Origin of the sequence: Pseudoalteromonas sp. DY56-GL22 (assembly GCF_041414715.1) — a bacterium.
In the GTDB taxonomy this organism is placed as follows: domain Bacteria; phylum Pseudomonadota; class Gammaproteobacteria; order Enterobacterales; family Alteromonadaceae; genus Pseudoalteromonas; species Pseudoalteromonas simplex.
This window is the reverse complement of sequence record NZ_JANHZR010000001.1, coordinates 310,305-325,025: the sequence shown is the minus strand read 5'-3', so window position 1 is coordinate 325,025 and position 14,721 is coordinate 310,305. Positions and strand designations below refer to the sequence as shown.

At 39.5% G+C, this 14,721-nt stretch carries 14 protein-coding genes; all 14 read right to left on the bottom strand.

Annotated features, from left to right (window positions below; genetic code table 11):
* Nucleotides 1–15: 15 nt before the first annotated feature.
* The 14 genes from NO991_RS01395 to NO991_RS01330 all read right to left on the bottom strand — a co-directional run bounded on the left by NO991_RS01395 (nt 16) and on the right by NO991_RS01330 (nt 14,706).
* On the bottom strand, nt 16–447 hold the full coding sequence (locus NO991_RS01395; RefSeq protein ID WP_234003603.1) for a DUF4198 domain-containing protein: 432 nt from the start codon (nt 445–447) through the stop codon (nt 16–18).
* A 224-nt stretch (nt 448–671) separates the two neighbouring features.
* Complete coding sequence (locus tag NO991_RS01390; protein ID WP_371351584.1) at nt 672–1,385, bottom strand: hypothetical protein; 714 nt, start codon at nt 1,383–1,385, stop codon at nt 672–674.
* Nucleotides 1,386–1,474: 89 nt separating this feature from the next.
* Complete coding sequence (locus NO991_RS01385; RefSeq protein ID WP_371351583.1) at nt 1,475–1,741, bottom strand: hypothetical protein; 267 nt, start codon at nt 1,739–1,741, stop codon at nt 1,475–1,477.
* Between the two features lie 132 nt (nt 1,742–1,873).
* Nucleotides 1,874–3,022: a lipase family protein gene (locus tag NO991_RS01380; protein ID WP_300362720.1), complete on the bottom strand. Its 1,149-nt coding sequence runs from the start codon at nt 3,020–3,022 to the stop codon at nt 1,874–1,876.
* Between the two features lie 21 nt (nt 3,023–3,043).
* Nucleotides 3,044–3,535 carry a DUF6795 domain-containing protein gene (locus tag NO991_RS01375; protein WP_187489405.1) on the bottom strand — a complete coding sequence of 164 codons (492 nt, stop codon included), beginning with the start codon at nt 3,533–3,535 and terminating at the stop codon, nt 3,044–3,046.
* 189 nt (nt 3,536–3,724) lie between these two features.
* The gene (locus NO991_RS01370; RefSeq protein WP_371351582.1) at nt 3,725–4,165 is read right to left on the bottom strand and encodes a hypothetical protein; all 441 of its coding nucleotides are present in this window, start codon (nt 4,163–4,165) and stop codon (nt 3,725–3,727) included.
* Nucleotides 4,152–5,042 carry an N-acetylmuramidase domain-containing protein gene (locus NO991_RS01365; RefSeq protein ID WP_187489403.1) on the bottom strand — a complete coding sequence of 297 codons (891 nt, stop codon included), beginning with the start codon at nt 5,040–5,042 and terminating at the stop codon, nt 4,152–4,154. The genes NO991_RS01370 and NO991_RS01365 overlap by 14 nt, the downstream gene beginning before the upstream one ends.
* A gap of 128 nt (nt 5,043–5,170) precedes the next feature.
* A complete protein-coding gene (locus tag NO991_RS01360) occupies nt 5,171–5,854 on the bottom strand; it encodes a GAD-like domain-containing protein (protein ID WP_371351581.1) in 684 nt (227 codons plus the stop codon).
* A complete protein-coding gene (locus NO991_RS01355) occupies nt 5,855–10,348 on the bottom strand; it encodes a polymorphic toxin type 15 domain-containing protein (protein WP_371351580.1) in 4,494 nt (1,497 codons plus the stop codon).
* The gene (locus NO991_RS01350; RefSeq protein WP_371351579.1) at nt 10,348–11,190 is read right to left on the bottom strand and encodes a hypothetical protein; all 843 of its coding nucleotides are present in this window, start codon (nt 11,188–11,190) and stop codon (nt 10,348–10,350) included. The genes NO991_RS01355 and NO991_RS01350 overlap by 1 nt, the downstream gene beginning before the upstream one ends.
* Nucleotides 11,191–11,192: 2 nt before the next feature.
* Nucleotides 11,193–12,182 (bottom strand): hypothetical protein, encoded by a 990-nt coding sequence (locus NO991_RS01345; RefSeq protein WP_371351578.1) that lies wholly within the window; start codon nt 12,180–12,182, stop codon nt 11,193–11,195.
* Between the two features lies 1 nt (nt 12,183).
* On the bottom strand, nt 12,184–12,474 hold the full coding sequence (locus NO991_RS01340; RefSeq protein ID WP_371351577.1) for a PAAR domain-containing protein: 291 nt from the start codon (nt 12,472–12,474) through the stop codon (nt 12,184–12,186).
* Nucleotides 12,475–12,494: 20 nt separating this feature from the next.
* On the bottom strand, nt 12,495–12,851 hold the full coding sequence (locus NO991_RS01335) for a hypothetical protein (protein WP_138618898.1): 357 nt from the start codon (nt 12,849–12,851) through the stop codon (nt 12,495–12,497).
* Nucleotide 12,852: 1 nt separating this feature from the next.
* Nucleotides 12,853–14,706: a type VI secretion system Vgr family protein gene (locus NO991_RS01330; protein WP_371351576.1), complete on the bottom strand. Its 1,854-nt coding sequence runs from the start codon at nt 14,704–14,706 to the stop codon at nt 12,853–12,855.
* Between the last annotated feature and the right edge of the window lie 15 nt (nt 14,707–14,721).

Sequence of the window (14,721 nt, the reverse complement as noted above, 5' to 3'; positions counted from 1 at the left end):
ATGAGATGTTTTAGGTTAAAGTTTACATGATGTATAAATCGCAAAAGTATGGCTTGTATCTTCTTCGATAGGAATATCGTATGTTTCTGGCTCTTTAGAAATATCGCATTCTAAATCAGCAAGTAATCGTTTGAGGGTTTGACTATTTTCATGCAGTGACACAAGTGTATACCACAATACTATTCCCTCTGGCGTGCCATTTTCTAAATAAATGTGCTGTACCAATGAGTCATTATCGAACATGTTAGCTGGTTTACTGGTTTTAATTGTTTTTTCTGAAAACGTAAAATAGCCCTGTTCATCAGTTACTGTTTCGTCGATATATTCATCACCGTAAGTAAGTGAACGCATCACTTTGGTATTTGCAACAGGCTTCCCATCATCAAATAGCTGCCCTTTAACAGGGGCAGACAAAATAAAATCACTTTTATTAAAAAAACCAAACATATTCGCAAATACCTGTGTCGTAGTGAATAAAACAAATAATGTAGCAATTAATATAGCTAACTGCCTAACCCTTGATGAGAACACACCAAGCCTCCTTGCAATGCAATTTATGGCAACAAAAACCTTATTATGCTGATTTATACATTATTCATTTACGCAGAATAAAAACAACAAAACAGGTACAAATAATAACTAAAAAACAACCTCCCTTGCAAGGTTAAAAATCAAACTTCAGAAGTAAAAAATATTACATGTATAATTTTTACGATAATAGCCACCCCAACTCCCATTGATAATATATATGCATATAAAAAAGCAATCGCTCCGCCAGAGGGGTCATTTATTTTATTAATTTCCATATACATAGAGCAAAAAATAAAAAATATGACGATATTTATAAACAAGCCAAGAATAAAACTGCCATCAACGAGTGGTGATATACCGATTAACGCTGCCGCAAGTATCAAAAAAGTACCAGATAATGCTGGCTTTAATTGAAAGCGAAACTCGAGTACTTTAAGTAAAAATGTAAAAACCATTAAACCTAAATAGTAAAATGAAGGCCAAAATAGCTGATAAAATGGCTCAACTTGCTGATCAGCATCAGCAATTGTTGGCTGAACTTCTGGTGAGCCTGTAAATAATGAAATTAACCAATATATAACGCCAAAAATAAGCAGCCACGACGTCAAAAAACGCAAAGTTAGGATGAGATCCAATGGCCTTTTGCCCTTTGATTCTAAAGTTTTAGCAAGTGTTAAACCTAATAGTGTGACGCCACTTAACATACCAACTGCGAACCAAAACTGCTCCATGTAAAAATAAGCAACACTAGGCGTGATACCCAAAAGACCAAAGTTAAATAGCATGACAGTCGAATCTTGCGAGTCTTCATTAAGATCAACTTCTTTTGCAAATAACGCAAAGTAAACAAACAATGGCTGTAATAGCAGCATTAAAATGCACGCATTCATTAATGACATAAACCATCCTTGTACTTTGTTTACCTAAACTAAGATTTTGTAGCTTACTGATTAATTCGTTGAAAATAAGGCTTAAGCTTTAAAAGCCCTGACTCAAGTTCAAACTTTTGAATATTTGGATTGGTAGATTTAAGTCCATTGACAAAATGGCTGTGGATCATCGTAGCCATCCCCTCAAAACCCGCTGGCGCACAGGCCACCAAGTCTTTTAATAAGGGTTGAATAAGAACCTGATGTTCTTCAATTAAGTCCGGTTTGTTATAAACATCGTTGACTAGTTGAGTGAGTGTTTGTTGATGTTGTTGTTCCATACTGTTCCTATAGCGCATTTAATAGCGTTTATAGCTCCTTGCTGTGAGATTAAACTTCTTGATTTAAAATAGGTGAATAAAGCCCATGAGTTTAAAATTAGCGTATATGGGCTTCATACAGTATGACCTTGTTTAACTAATTCCAATATAAGGCGATACTTTTACTGCTGCTATTACTAACTGATTGAGTTTCTCTAGCATCCAATAAAGTATTTTCTTCACTTTGGAATAGGTAATATCAACCAAAGTAACGCCAGACTTACCAACAAAGTTAAGTATATGGCCTAGCACCCCTTTACAATCTTCTGCATATTTCGAGGACATTTTTGATATTTCAACCAAGCTACGCGCTAAAGCATCATATATAGTCAAAGTACCAGCAACGACACCTTGCGCTAATATGCTTGTTATTTTGCCACTCTCTCGTAAGAGCGTTAATAGTGCGCTCGTGATTTTATCTGCCCAGTGAGCATTAAATGATGCATGATGGCGATTAACATACTTTAAACGTGTCATCGTCAAATTAGATAATGAGCCTCTTTCCATACTTTTATAGTCTGGGTAACGAGATGCGGTATTAATATAACCTGGTGCATTCCCTGCCATTTTGTGAGCAGCCCCCGTTAAAGAAACACAAGTACTAAGCCTATACTCGCTCCCAGCATGTACAAATGGCCAAACAGGTACCATAGGGACAGGATCACTCCTGTGTACTGCACGGTAAATACCATTTAAATTTGTTTCAGTTTGAATTGCAAATGGGTTGCAGCCGACTCTTGGAGCACCGAATGTGTATAACTTTACCGGCACCTTAAATTGCGCCTTAATCCAATTAGCAGCCAATGTTGCAATTGCTCCGCCTAAACTATGACCGACACAATGAACTGGTCTGCTACCTAATTTACTGAGTATTTTTGATAATTGTGGTTTAATAGATTCAAAAGTACGATTAAAACCTGCATGTACGGCTTTATAGTTTGGCCCCACCGTCATTCCACAATGTAAATCTGTTAGTGTGTCAGCAATGCCTGCAGTACCACGGAAAGTGATGACAATTTCTTTTTCATAAATACCACCGTTTCTTCCTTCACCAATATACCCAAAGCCACTACTATGATTTAAAACATGCTCCAAACAGGTTCCTGTAACCCCTTTTAGTGATGACTTACTGTTAAAAAGAAACTGCTTTGCCAGAACTATAGGTACATCTAACTTACCTGTAAGACTTTCATAAGCAAATTCGGCAAGGTTAACTGCCAATGTTGGGCTCAACGTTTTCATATTCATCCTTAATTAGAAAAGTTAACTACTAAAAAATTGTGTTCCATCATCCTCAAGTTCAAAAACTTCAAAATCATTTTCCCACCTGCAAATACTTAACCCATCGAATTCCAAACTCGGGTTTTTCTTATTGGGAAAAGTGAATCGCACTTCTTGTGAACTTAAATCACCATTCAGAGTAAGTAATTTTTCTTCTATCTCTTTGAATGGTTCAATACCTAGTTGTTTTGTGTTCCATAAAACATACGTTTCTTCATTACTTAAAATTGTAATGCGTTGTAATACAACATCGTGAACAAACATATCACCAGGCTTTTTTGACGTTATTAAAATTTCAGGCATTGAGAAATAGCCATTAGCATCTGTTACGGTTTCATCAATTTCAACAACTGAGTGAGCATAAGTTAACTCACGACGTATCCTTGCTCCATTTACCGGCTCTCCATTATTCAAAATACAACCCTTGACCTCAGAGCACATATGAACATCGTATTTTTTTATTAAGCCAAACATATGCTTAAACCTCCCTTTAATTCACGACTAAAAATTGTATAGCCGTAATTTCGAATCTAATTTCTATTTCTAGATACTGCTTTTTCAATGACTTCTAAAGTGGAAATATCGACCACCTATCATTTTCTAGAGCAAGTTACTTTCAGAGTTCTCGCCTAATGTATCTCCATAACCCATAACGGAAATACCTTATTTCTTAAAATCATCTACAGAAGGTAACTGACTAGAACTCAAATCATCACAAAGCCAATACTCTTTCTTACCGCCTTGGACTAACGTGACCGATTTTTCTTTTATATTCATACCTAGTTCTTCACTGTGATAATCACTCAGTGTTAATTTATTTTCACCGACTTTAAACTCCATACTATGTTCTGTAACCAACGGGCGGTGATAGCTAAATTTACCGATAGCAATTACTTTTTCAGGCATTGAGTGCTTAAATTGAAAATGACTAAATTGCTCTAGTTCAAAAAGGCCTTTATGCTCCTTAACTACCACACTGATCTTGGTTGGCGTATCTGAATGGCACTTAAAAATAACAACAAAGTCACTTGGATTCGCTTGGCACGCATTAATACACAATAGCGGCAAAGTGAGCAAAACAGAAAAAAGCTTATTTTTTATCATATTTGTCAAAGGCCTTTTTTAATTTAATATCATAATTATTTTGGGCGTACTGTGAGCCATTGTAACCTTGGGCAAATGCAGCCCAATTCAATGTTCTGAGATACTCTTCTAAACCTTTACTTTTAACAAAGTTCACAAATGCATCCAACTGCTTCCTTTGCGAAGTAAACATTGTTTTAACAAAAGCCTCTACACTCGCAAATCCTGCAGCTCTAAAATTAAAACCCATAATCTGAAAACGCCCCCATGAAGTTGATTTTAAAGCTTCTGTTGCATCCAACTCCATAGCCTTTTCGAGCCTTTTATATTCTAGAGCACCTCCAACATATAAGCTTCGATTCCAACTCCTACTAGAAACAGACGGGTGACTCGAATCATACTGATGGTTTGTGAATCGCGAGAAAATATGCGCTTCATATAAAATCTTTGGTTTTCCGTTAGGTAAAAAGGCATCACCAGAAGATTCAACCTCAGCTACAGCTTTAATCGCAGCAACTTTACAATTCAATGCCTTAGCAACACTCAAAAAGTCAGATTCAGTTAACTCTTGAACATTCGATGATGCCAATGGTAATTTAAAACGTAATTGATGGCTTTTAATTATTAGTTTCTCGTTAATCTTTTTGTGAGTTCGGCCATTTGGGTCTATTTTCCCATCTGGCCGCACCATACCTACAACTTTGCTTTGAAACTGTTTAATTGCAGCAACTGTTTTAGAGTTTTCTGGGCGGGAACCTAAACGCCCGTCCACGACCAATGCGTTTATAGAAGGGAGCAATTTAAGTAATTTATTTAATGCTGTTTGAATTGCTTTTACATCAGCTGGATTATTAACACCACACAGACCAACTGACTGAGTTATTCTTATTGCTGACATATGAAAGTCCTTTTCATGTATTTATTTTCAAAGCCATTTCATATTAACGTTCAACAAAATGGCTTATTTAGTACCCGATGGATACCCAATTTAATATTACTTAGTTGAAATGATTAACCGCTACAGCGTTACTTCTTATGTAGTTCATTAGACATAGCGACAATATCAGCCATTATGCGTTTTTCGCCCAATTCAGCTAGAAAATTCAAATGCTCAATCGCTTTTACTTTCTGCAAATTTTCAAGCTTATTTACACCACCAAGAGCCAACGCAGGAACGAACGCATACATTTCATCGGCTTCTAATGGGCCTAGGTTTTTTAGTGCATGCTCAAACAAAGGTTTTTCGTTAATGTCTTTTTGATCAAATGACTCTTTTCTTCGAACTGCAAAAAATAAGTCAATTGAACGTTCCTCTCCTCGCTCCTTTAATTTTTCAGAGTAATCTGTTGGAAAAATCATTCCAAAGTTTGAATTAACATCTATACTCTGACCTGATGTTTTCCCCCAAATAAGTAAATTTCCAAAAGCACCGCGACCAATTACATAATATTTATCAACTCCATTGTTTTCGCGTTCAGCGAATTCGGTGCCCTCAAGCCATGTTTGTAAAATATCATGGTAATCTTGTGGGTTTACTAACCAAAAAATGCCATCACCCCATCCACAAAATCCATACTTTTGCCAGTATTCAAGCAAACGGTCAGGAAGTTTGCCTTTAAAAAATTCAAGCGTTTCATTGGTTGGCATTGTCGCTTTTATCGCGGGACCAAATCCCGCATAATTATAAAAATTATCAAAAAACTTATTCATTTATTTACACCTATGTAAATCTACATTCATCTTAGCATCTGGTCCTATCTCTTCGAGTGCTTTTTGAGCCTGTTCGTCCATTACCTCTACACGGCTTGCAGCAAGCTTATTGCCCGCATCATCTCTACCATTATTCTTCCACTGTGAACCAATTGACTTGTTGACACTTGCATCACCTAAGTCCACTACACTATCATAACCGCCAGCTATCATATCAGGGTTGTGAAGAGCATTAAGGGTTTTCATGTCTACTTCAGCTAACTCTTTAGCCTTGTGAGCAGCTTCATCACCAAAAAATTCTCCACTAGCAATAAGTTCATCCGTATATTTATTTATCAAGTTATCTCGGAACTTTTCTCGTGCCTCTTGTTGCGCAGCCCCTGTCCCTTTGCGACCAATTTTTTTGTATGCCTCACGATTATCTAAGTACTCTTTAACCGTCATATCATTAATACCATCTTGCTGGCCTTTCAATTGACGATCATACTCAGCATCTGTGCCTTTTTTATTCTTTTTGAAACAGGCAACTTTATGTAAATCCATTTCTCTAGCCGCTTTTTTAGCAGCTTGAGTTAGGGTTGTTTGTGCAGCATCTGCAATGTCGTCTAACTTTTTAACCGCAGGCTCGAGTGCTTTATCTGCCACTTTACCTGGTATAAGTGCAATACCCGCAGTCGCAACCCCAGCAGCTGTTACGCCTGTATCTACCATTTGGCTTATTGCCTCGGCAGCATCTGCAAGCCCTTCAACGAACCATTCAACTGGTGTAATAGCAACAGGGGTTATTGCATCAGCCATAGGATCGTTATGATCATACGCAGGCACTTCAATTGCTTTAGTTTCTTTACAACTAAGTCCTAACGGATCCACCCAATTCACTGGATTCGGCGCATATTGGTAATGGTTTATGCCGCCTACTAAGCCAATGGGGTCTTGGTTTATAAAGCGTTGTTGTTTGGGGCTGTAATAGCGGTAGCGGTTGTAGTGTAGGCCGCTTTCTTCATCAAAATATTGCCCTTGAAAACGTATTGGCTGAGTGAAGCTGTTTTCTTTATTAAAGCCAGCATGGGTTTCTGGTTCTTCATAGCCGTACACATCAGCATGGTTTTGCCATACAACTTCTGCATTATTGTTGGTAACAAAACGTGGGGTGTTTAGTTGGTCTAGGTGGTAATAATACAGCTCACCTTGCTTAATCAGTGCGACCGGGTGAAATTGATTGGGTAAGTTGATGTACCAGGTATACTCGCCGTGCTGGTATTCACCTATTAGTTGGTCGTTATCCCAAATATAATCAATCTTGCCATGCTCAGTCTGCTTAGCGATACGACGACCTAGTGGGTCATAGTCGTAATGTGTTAGCGTGCCATTGTTGTTAAAGCTGCTTAATTGGTTGAATGCATTGTATTCACGGTGCGTTTTTATGCCTTTGCCCGTTTCGCGTACTTGGTTACCACAGTCATCGTATTCAAAATCGCTATCGCCAAAATGCGTTAACCTGTCGGCATCGACTTGGCTATGTGTAACAGCATCATTAGCTTCTTGTTTATTGACTGCTTCATCATGCTGCACTTGAGTTTGGCTAATCGGGTTGCCAAAACTGTCCCACTGAAATTGTTTGGCGGTTTCTGGTGCTTGTGTATCCGACTTTGCATCAGCTAGATTTTGCTGAATTAATTGGCCAAGGCTATTGTATTCAAACTGTGTATTTTGGCAGCTAGTGCCTTGTTCTTCACGCGTAATGAGTTGATTAACCGCATCATATTGATAATTACAGCTATCAAATAGTGTGTGCTCTGGATGCGATAGTTGCTGCTGCGTTAAACGCCCAAAAACATCAAACGCCTGATTAAGGGTAACCTTATTACCGAAACGTTGGGTTTTGATATTATTTTGGCTGTCGTAGCCAAGCTCGACGAGTTTTGCTAACTCACCATCCGCTCGCTTTACCTGTATAGCACTTAACTGACCAAAACTATTATAGTTGTAATAAAGGATTGTTGAGTCTGGCAAGGTAAGAGACTGTCGTCTGCCATAGTCATCGTAGCTGTATGCGAGTTTATGGGTTTGAGACTGGTTGTGAATTTGCTCAACATTGAGTAGTCGTCCACCTTTATCAAACGACTGTTTAATCGTTGATTGCTCATTGTGAGCACGTGCTATTTTGCCCTCTGCCGTATAACTGTAATGGTTAGCGTTATTAACTATGTGTTTATTTGTGGCTAGACTTGCGTGCTGCGAAATAACGCGGCCTAGCTTATCACGCTTAATATTTACATGGCGTTTGTCGCTTTGCGTGACAGCAACTAAGCGATTACATGCGTCGTACTTAAATTGCTGCTCAGTACCATCAAAACCCGTGATTTGTGTTGGGTTTTCGTTTGCATCGTAATTAATGCGATAAATATGGCCGTCACTACGCTCGATTGCGGTTAAATTTCGCTCTTTATCATACGTTAAATGCAGTGCACTGCCATCTGGCTGGATCACGCAATGGGGTTGGCTTAGCCCCTCAAAGTGCTGCTCTGTGGTATCACCATTACCGTTTTTCGAACTAACTAATCGACCAGCATCATCATAGGAAAAAAGCTGTTGTTGTTTGTTATCAGGGTTACTTTGCTCAAACGCGGTTGTTTCAACTAGTTGCCCTTGCTCATTATATTTATATTGAGTAAGCAGACCGGCTTGGTTGATGGTAGCGTTTACACGACCGAGGTTATCGTAGCTGTAACGAATGAGCTCATCATTGTGCTGCTTTGCGAGTAGCTCACCTTGTTCATTCCATGTGTATTTTAATACATGACCGTTTGGCGTGACATGCTGGGTCAAATTACCTTGTTTGTCGTAACTGTAAAGTGCTATTCGCCCATCTGCTTGGGTTTCACTTTGTAGTAACCCTGAGGCACTGTATTGGCGTTTAATCTTCTCGCCATTTGGCAAAATAACAACGACTTGTTGACCAAGTTGGTTATAGCCAAATTGAGTGCGGTTACCATCAGCTTGGGTGACTGATTCAAGTTGGCCGTATTCCGTATAGGTATAAAGCGTTTGATGACCTAAGGCGTCTGTTTGCGCTACTTTTTGCCCAAGAGAATTGTAATCATAGCGTGTGATATTACCGTTGGCATCAGTGTGCTCAATCAGCTTACCTTGCTCATTGTGCACAAAGTGCTCTTGGTTGCCGCGTGAATCTATACTGGTTGTTTTATTGCCTTGATACTCGAACCGATAACAATAGGTGTTGTCATCCCCCCACTGTTTAATACATTTGGCATCATAACCATACGAGTCCCACTCAAAGTGATGACTAAAACCGCTTGCTCTGGTTCGCTTTATTAGTAAATTTGCAGCGTTATATTTATAACGCTCTTGTTCAGCAAATTGGTTTGTTGCCGCCACTAAGTTTGACTGTTCATCATACTCATAACTGGCTAATGGCTGATCTAAAAGAACTAATTTTCCTTGTTCATTAGTACGATAAGCGTGCACCGTTTTGAGCAAACCATGCTTATTATATTTCAGTACACAGCCGCGTACTTTGTTTACTTCAATACGTTGTAAACGCTCCATCGAATCATAATAAAAACGGGTGCTTTGACCTTTTTCATTGATGATTTTTTCGAGCAACCATGCTGATCCACCCGGCATAAACGTCAGGTGTTTATCATCTGGTGTTACTAATACTTGCTTGCCATTTTCTTTGTAATGAAGCACCAAGTTACTACTTAACTGATAACTCGATTGCCCCGGCTTCACTTTTTCAAACTTATGAGTCGCACCATGTTCGTCATGATACTCAAGCCAGTAGGTGCCCTTTTTCTTTGGGCCCACTTTCGGCGGTGGTAGGTAATGCTCGGTTAATTGCACTAAATAATCGTGACGCCAGCCATTACCCAGTATTGTTTTTTGATTACAGTGAGACGAGCGATATAACCGACGCCACGTTAAAGGCCTATTTGCGGCTAATGAGAAGTCAGTTAAAGGAAGAATTTCTTCCCCTGTTAGCATCGAAACCGGGTCTGAACGGCATTCTTGTTCTGTTATAGGCGTTTCACTTGCGGTTGTGTTACTGGCACTGCCCTTATTGCTAGCAGGAGCTTGTGTTGCTTTTTTGGCATTACTTGGCACAGCCGAAGACGCTGAACTGCTACTTTGCGATGAGCGAGTATTATCACTGACTTGAATGGTGCTTTTTACTTGCTGCTGGTAGCACGTAATGGCACCTGAGGTTAAGGCTTTTATCAAAGCCGATGCAGTTTCGCGCGCTGTTGCTTGCCTTGGACAATTAATACCAGCAACATTTAACAATTGAATAAGATCTAATCGTTTAGCAGCATCGCCACTTAATACCGCACCAACCTCAGCTACAAATTTGTAGGCACTATCCGGCGTATTCGTTGCGACAGCAATAAAACCACTGGGGGCTGGCTGTTTAGCTAACACGAGGCAGATGGGATAACGTGTTCCCTGTAACACAACTGCTTTACTATCCATTAGTTGCACATTTCCTTACTTATCCATAAGTATGACGCGACGGCTTGGTACTTGTTGTACTCTTGCGAAATTATTAACGCCTGCCCAAAACGCTCAGCATAAAGGGCGCTATTGGTCAGGCTTGCGAGGTTTACAACCCCTTCTATTGCTCCCATTTTGCCTAATTTATAATTAGGAAGCTGGAACATCGTTTGTTCATTAATTTTTTTACTTAAAACTGGTAAATAACTTACCCAATCATCACTTTCTAGGCCATTACCTGGGGCAAACACTAAATCTATTTTTTGTTCATTTAGCGATAAAACTCGTTCAAGCTCTGCATGTAAAGGCTGATGTTTTGCTATATCTACAGAAGAACACATGTTCGTAGATTGCAACGTCCAGCCTACCTGCGTAAATTCAACACATGCCTTACAAGCCGCTATACCTAAATATTCAAAGCCGTTATGCTTTGAGGCTTTAAACACACCATCAATTGCTACCACATCAAAAGCACTAAAATTTTGCTCTTTGGCTAATGCAATCGCACTGTGCATAGCGTTTGCGCCTTCAAAAATCATCTGTTCGACAGCAATGCCATAACGCTGCTGAAGGCTATTTATAAACAGTGCCTTGTGCTCAGTTTGAAAAGGCAGTGCCGGTAATAACCAAATTAAGGGTTGCTGCACGTCTGACTCTTTCAATACTGACTTTGCTTTTAAAATACAGTCATAAATAAAGGCATCAAATGAATGCCAATTTTGCACTTGCTCATGACCCGAGCTCCCCTCTAGTATTAATACTTCTGGGGCTACTTCATAAGGTGTATCAAACTGCTGTATTGAAATTTTAAATGCACTCAATGCTAACTCGCTTGACTATTTCGACAGTCATATTTAAGCGCATTTAAAATTGTAATCACCTGCCAACTAAAAAAATCAACACCTTGCAGGCTTGCAACACTAACAGGTCTATTCATCGCAAAGCCATAAACCAGGGTTTGATCATTAAATTTGATCTTTTGCTCTGGCCAACTCAATGCAAATTGGCGCTGAAAATCAACAGCGGCTTGCTTACAATCGCCAGCCTGAATTTGAGTATCAAATGCAACTAATTCATCGAGCTGACTACCTAAGCAGCGTTTAATACCAGCAACAAGATTCTTGGCCGACCTCACTTCGGTCAACAGCGCAACAGCCATAGGGACATATTTTGTTGCCCCAGTTTGCAATAGCACCGCAATAGCTTGCTCTCGAGTAAACTGCTGGCTCACATAGTTGCAAACAAAATTCATCCTTTGTGGGTCTAACAATAATAGGTACACAGACATTAACGGTGAATTAATCATCGCAGCCTTTTCAAATGCGTTTACTGTTTCTTGCATTTCAGGCATATCTGGCAGCTGTTTTACAGCACGTTTTATCGCTTTATAAATAATCGCCTGTGTCTCTGATTTACCGTACACATTTGCCCAATTCAAAAGATCGCTATTGGCTGGCCCACTTATTGTTAAGCTTTTCTGCAAAAGCTTATGTTTTAAAAGCGTAAACTCATGTCGGTTTAATAACCCCAAAAACCTCTGCTTTTGAGAGTTAGACATTAATTGCAGCGCAACCAAGCATGCTTCTGCAACGTCATCTAATGACGTTTCTTGCTGTTTTAACGTCTCGAGCTCTTCAATAATGCACTGCACCATTTCAAACTGTACATTGCTAGCGCTCTGAGATGCTTGTACTTTTAAAATTAACTGCTGACGAACTTGAGCAATAAACCCAATGCTATAAAAAGCACTTTGCTGCATCATATTTAAATTTAAAAGAGCTGCTTTATGCTCATTTAGAATGAGTGATAACACCTTATCCACCAATTAAAACTGTTGGGTTACCTAAAACAAGTTTACCGCCATGAGAAGTACTGTCTCCCATTCTAGCCGCAGGTTTCCCATTTATTTTAACTGTGCCAGAACCGCTATTAATGCTATCTGGTGGGCCAACACATACAAGCATGTCGCCTTTTCTTGCGGCAGGCATATTACCAATCAACACATTGGCCGAACCCACTACAATTGGCCCTCCAACATGAGGTACTGTACCTGTTACTTTTGGGCAAACATGCATGTGCCCTAACGTTGAAGCGGGTTTTCCCATATTACCTTCCTTGTTATTAGCTATTCGTTTAAAGGAATAACTTGTAACTTATTTGTGCTCACGAGTTTTGCCAACTCTTGCGCTATTTCTGCATACGAGAGATCGTTTATTATTGAGCTTGTTTGTGTAGCGTATTGGTAAATATGCGACAACACATTGCTACTATTGAGTACAGGGTGAAGGTTTATAAAAAATTGCTCTGCAAAATAACCATCTAGGCCCTTAAAATAATCTATTGGCAAGTTTAAAAACGGATCATCTGGGCGATTTACACAAAGACACACCAAATGAGGAAGCCCATAACGGCAATAAACGGTAAAGCCATTACTTGCTGCGCCATGCACGACACCTGGTTGAAACGTATTAAGTAATTCCATGCTAGTTCAACTTGATCATGCCAGCAGAAAGGGTAATTGCACTCCCATCAACCTTTACGTTACTGCCTTTAATATTAATATTTGTGCCTTCAATAGAAATATTCCCGCTACTGCTCATAGTAATTTTTGCCGATCCGGTCTTAATAACGATTTCTTTTCCTGCTTCGATATTGAGTGATTTACCCACTTTCAATGTGTCATTTTCACCGATATCGACGGTGCGATTCACTTTTACTTTGGCATCATCATTGTTGCCCACTTCAAGGAATCGATCATTATCAATTTTTTCTTTTTGATCATTTTTTACATACAGCTGCTTATCTTTTTCAGCTTGCATGTATACAAGCTCACTGCCTTTTTTATCTTCAAAACGCAGTTCATTAAAATTATCGGCACCGCCCTCTTTTGTTGAGCGTGTTTTAATACCGCTTTGTGTTTTATCTGCAGGTAATGCATAAGGAGGCATTAAGTCAGCGTTGTATACTGCACCGCTAATGATTGGCTGATCAGGATCCCCATTAATAAAGTCGACTAATACCTCTTGCCCGACACGAGGAAAGAAAAATGCCCCCCATTTTTTACCGGCCCAGTTTTGCGCAACCCTGATCCAACATGAACTTTGCGAGTCTTTTTTACCTTCTCGGTCCCAATCGAACTGCACTTTCACACGTCCGTATTGATCAACCATAATTTCATCTGCGCTGTCGCCCGTCACTATGGCTGTTTGCACACCATGAATAACAGGTTTGCGCATGCTGTGAGCTGCACGATATGGCACATCTTTTGGCACACATTCAAAGTGGTTGGTAAATACTTCTTGCGCGCCAGATTGCTGAGTACCTGACTGATTTGGCACCGTTATAGACGTTAGTAACGAGGTGATAGCAAACGTTTTACCTTCTAGGCGCGGGTCTTCATGTTTTTTAAAGCTAAATAATTTACCTACCGAGAATGAACGGCAATCACTTCTACCGCTACTTAACTTCATATTACGCTGTAATGATTCAAGTTGAACGGCTGCCAAACCTGCAGCTCTTGGATGGGTTTCGGCTTCTGCGGTATATTCAAAAATTTCAGCGACTGACTGGGTTGGTAAATCAGCTTTTTTGTGATCGCCATCAGGGTAACGTGGTGGTTGCTTAAAATCATAGCCAATACGCTTGTAGCTGCCAGGCGCAATACTTAAACCACCTTGCCATTTATTTATGTGTGACTCACTGAGGTGACCAGAGGTAAACTCTACTTTTGCTTCAGCGCATTCTTCGTAAGCTGTTATATCATCAGCAAGTACGAGCGTATGTGCACTGTTACTATGCTCGAAAAAATAAAAAATACCTTCTTGCTGAAACAAGCGTTGAATAAAGTCAAAATCTGACTCTTGGTATTGAACACAATACTCGTACTTAGGATACGTTTTAGTTGTATTATCTTTAAAAGCGACACTGTGTTGACCAAACAAATCGGCAAAAATGTCTTTTATAGTTTTCTTTTGAAAGATCCGACTGTTTTTTCGGTTTCGCATTGATGCTGCGAAAGGCACAATTGTAGCGTGGTAATCTATATAATTTTTTTGCTCATCAATATCAGCGGTGCGGCTACCATTAGATACTAATTGGCTAACTATGCCATGAAAATAACGCTCACCTGCGCTATCGGCATTCTTTACTTTAATAGAAACAGGTTTTCCCACCAGATCTTCATGCGCTATTTGTGTACCAATAGTGAACATATTCACTGACATCACAAACAAATCAGACATAGACTCTTGCACCACCAGCCGAGTTAAGTAAAGTGCATCTTTACCTGCTGGGGTGTTAATCTGAATTACATTATTATCTTGTGTCGCTTTTTGCATTCCATGCTTCCTATT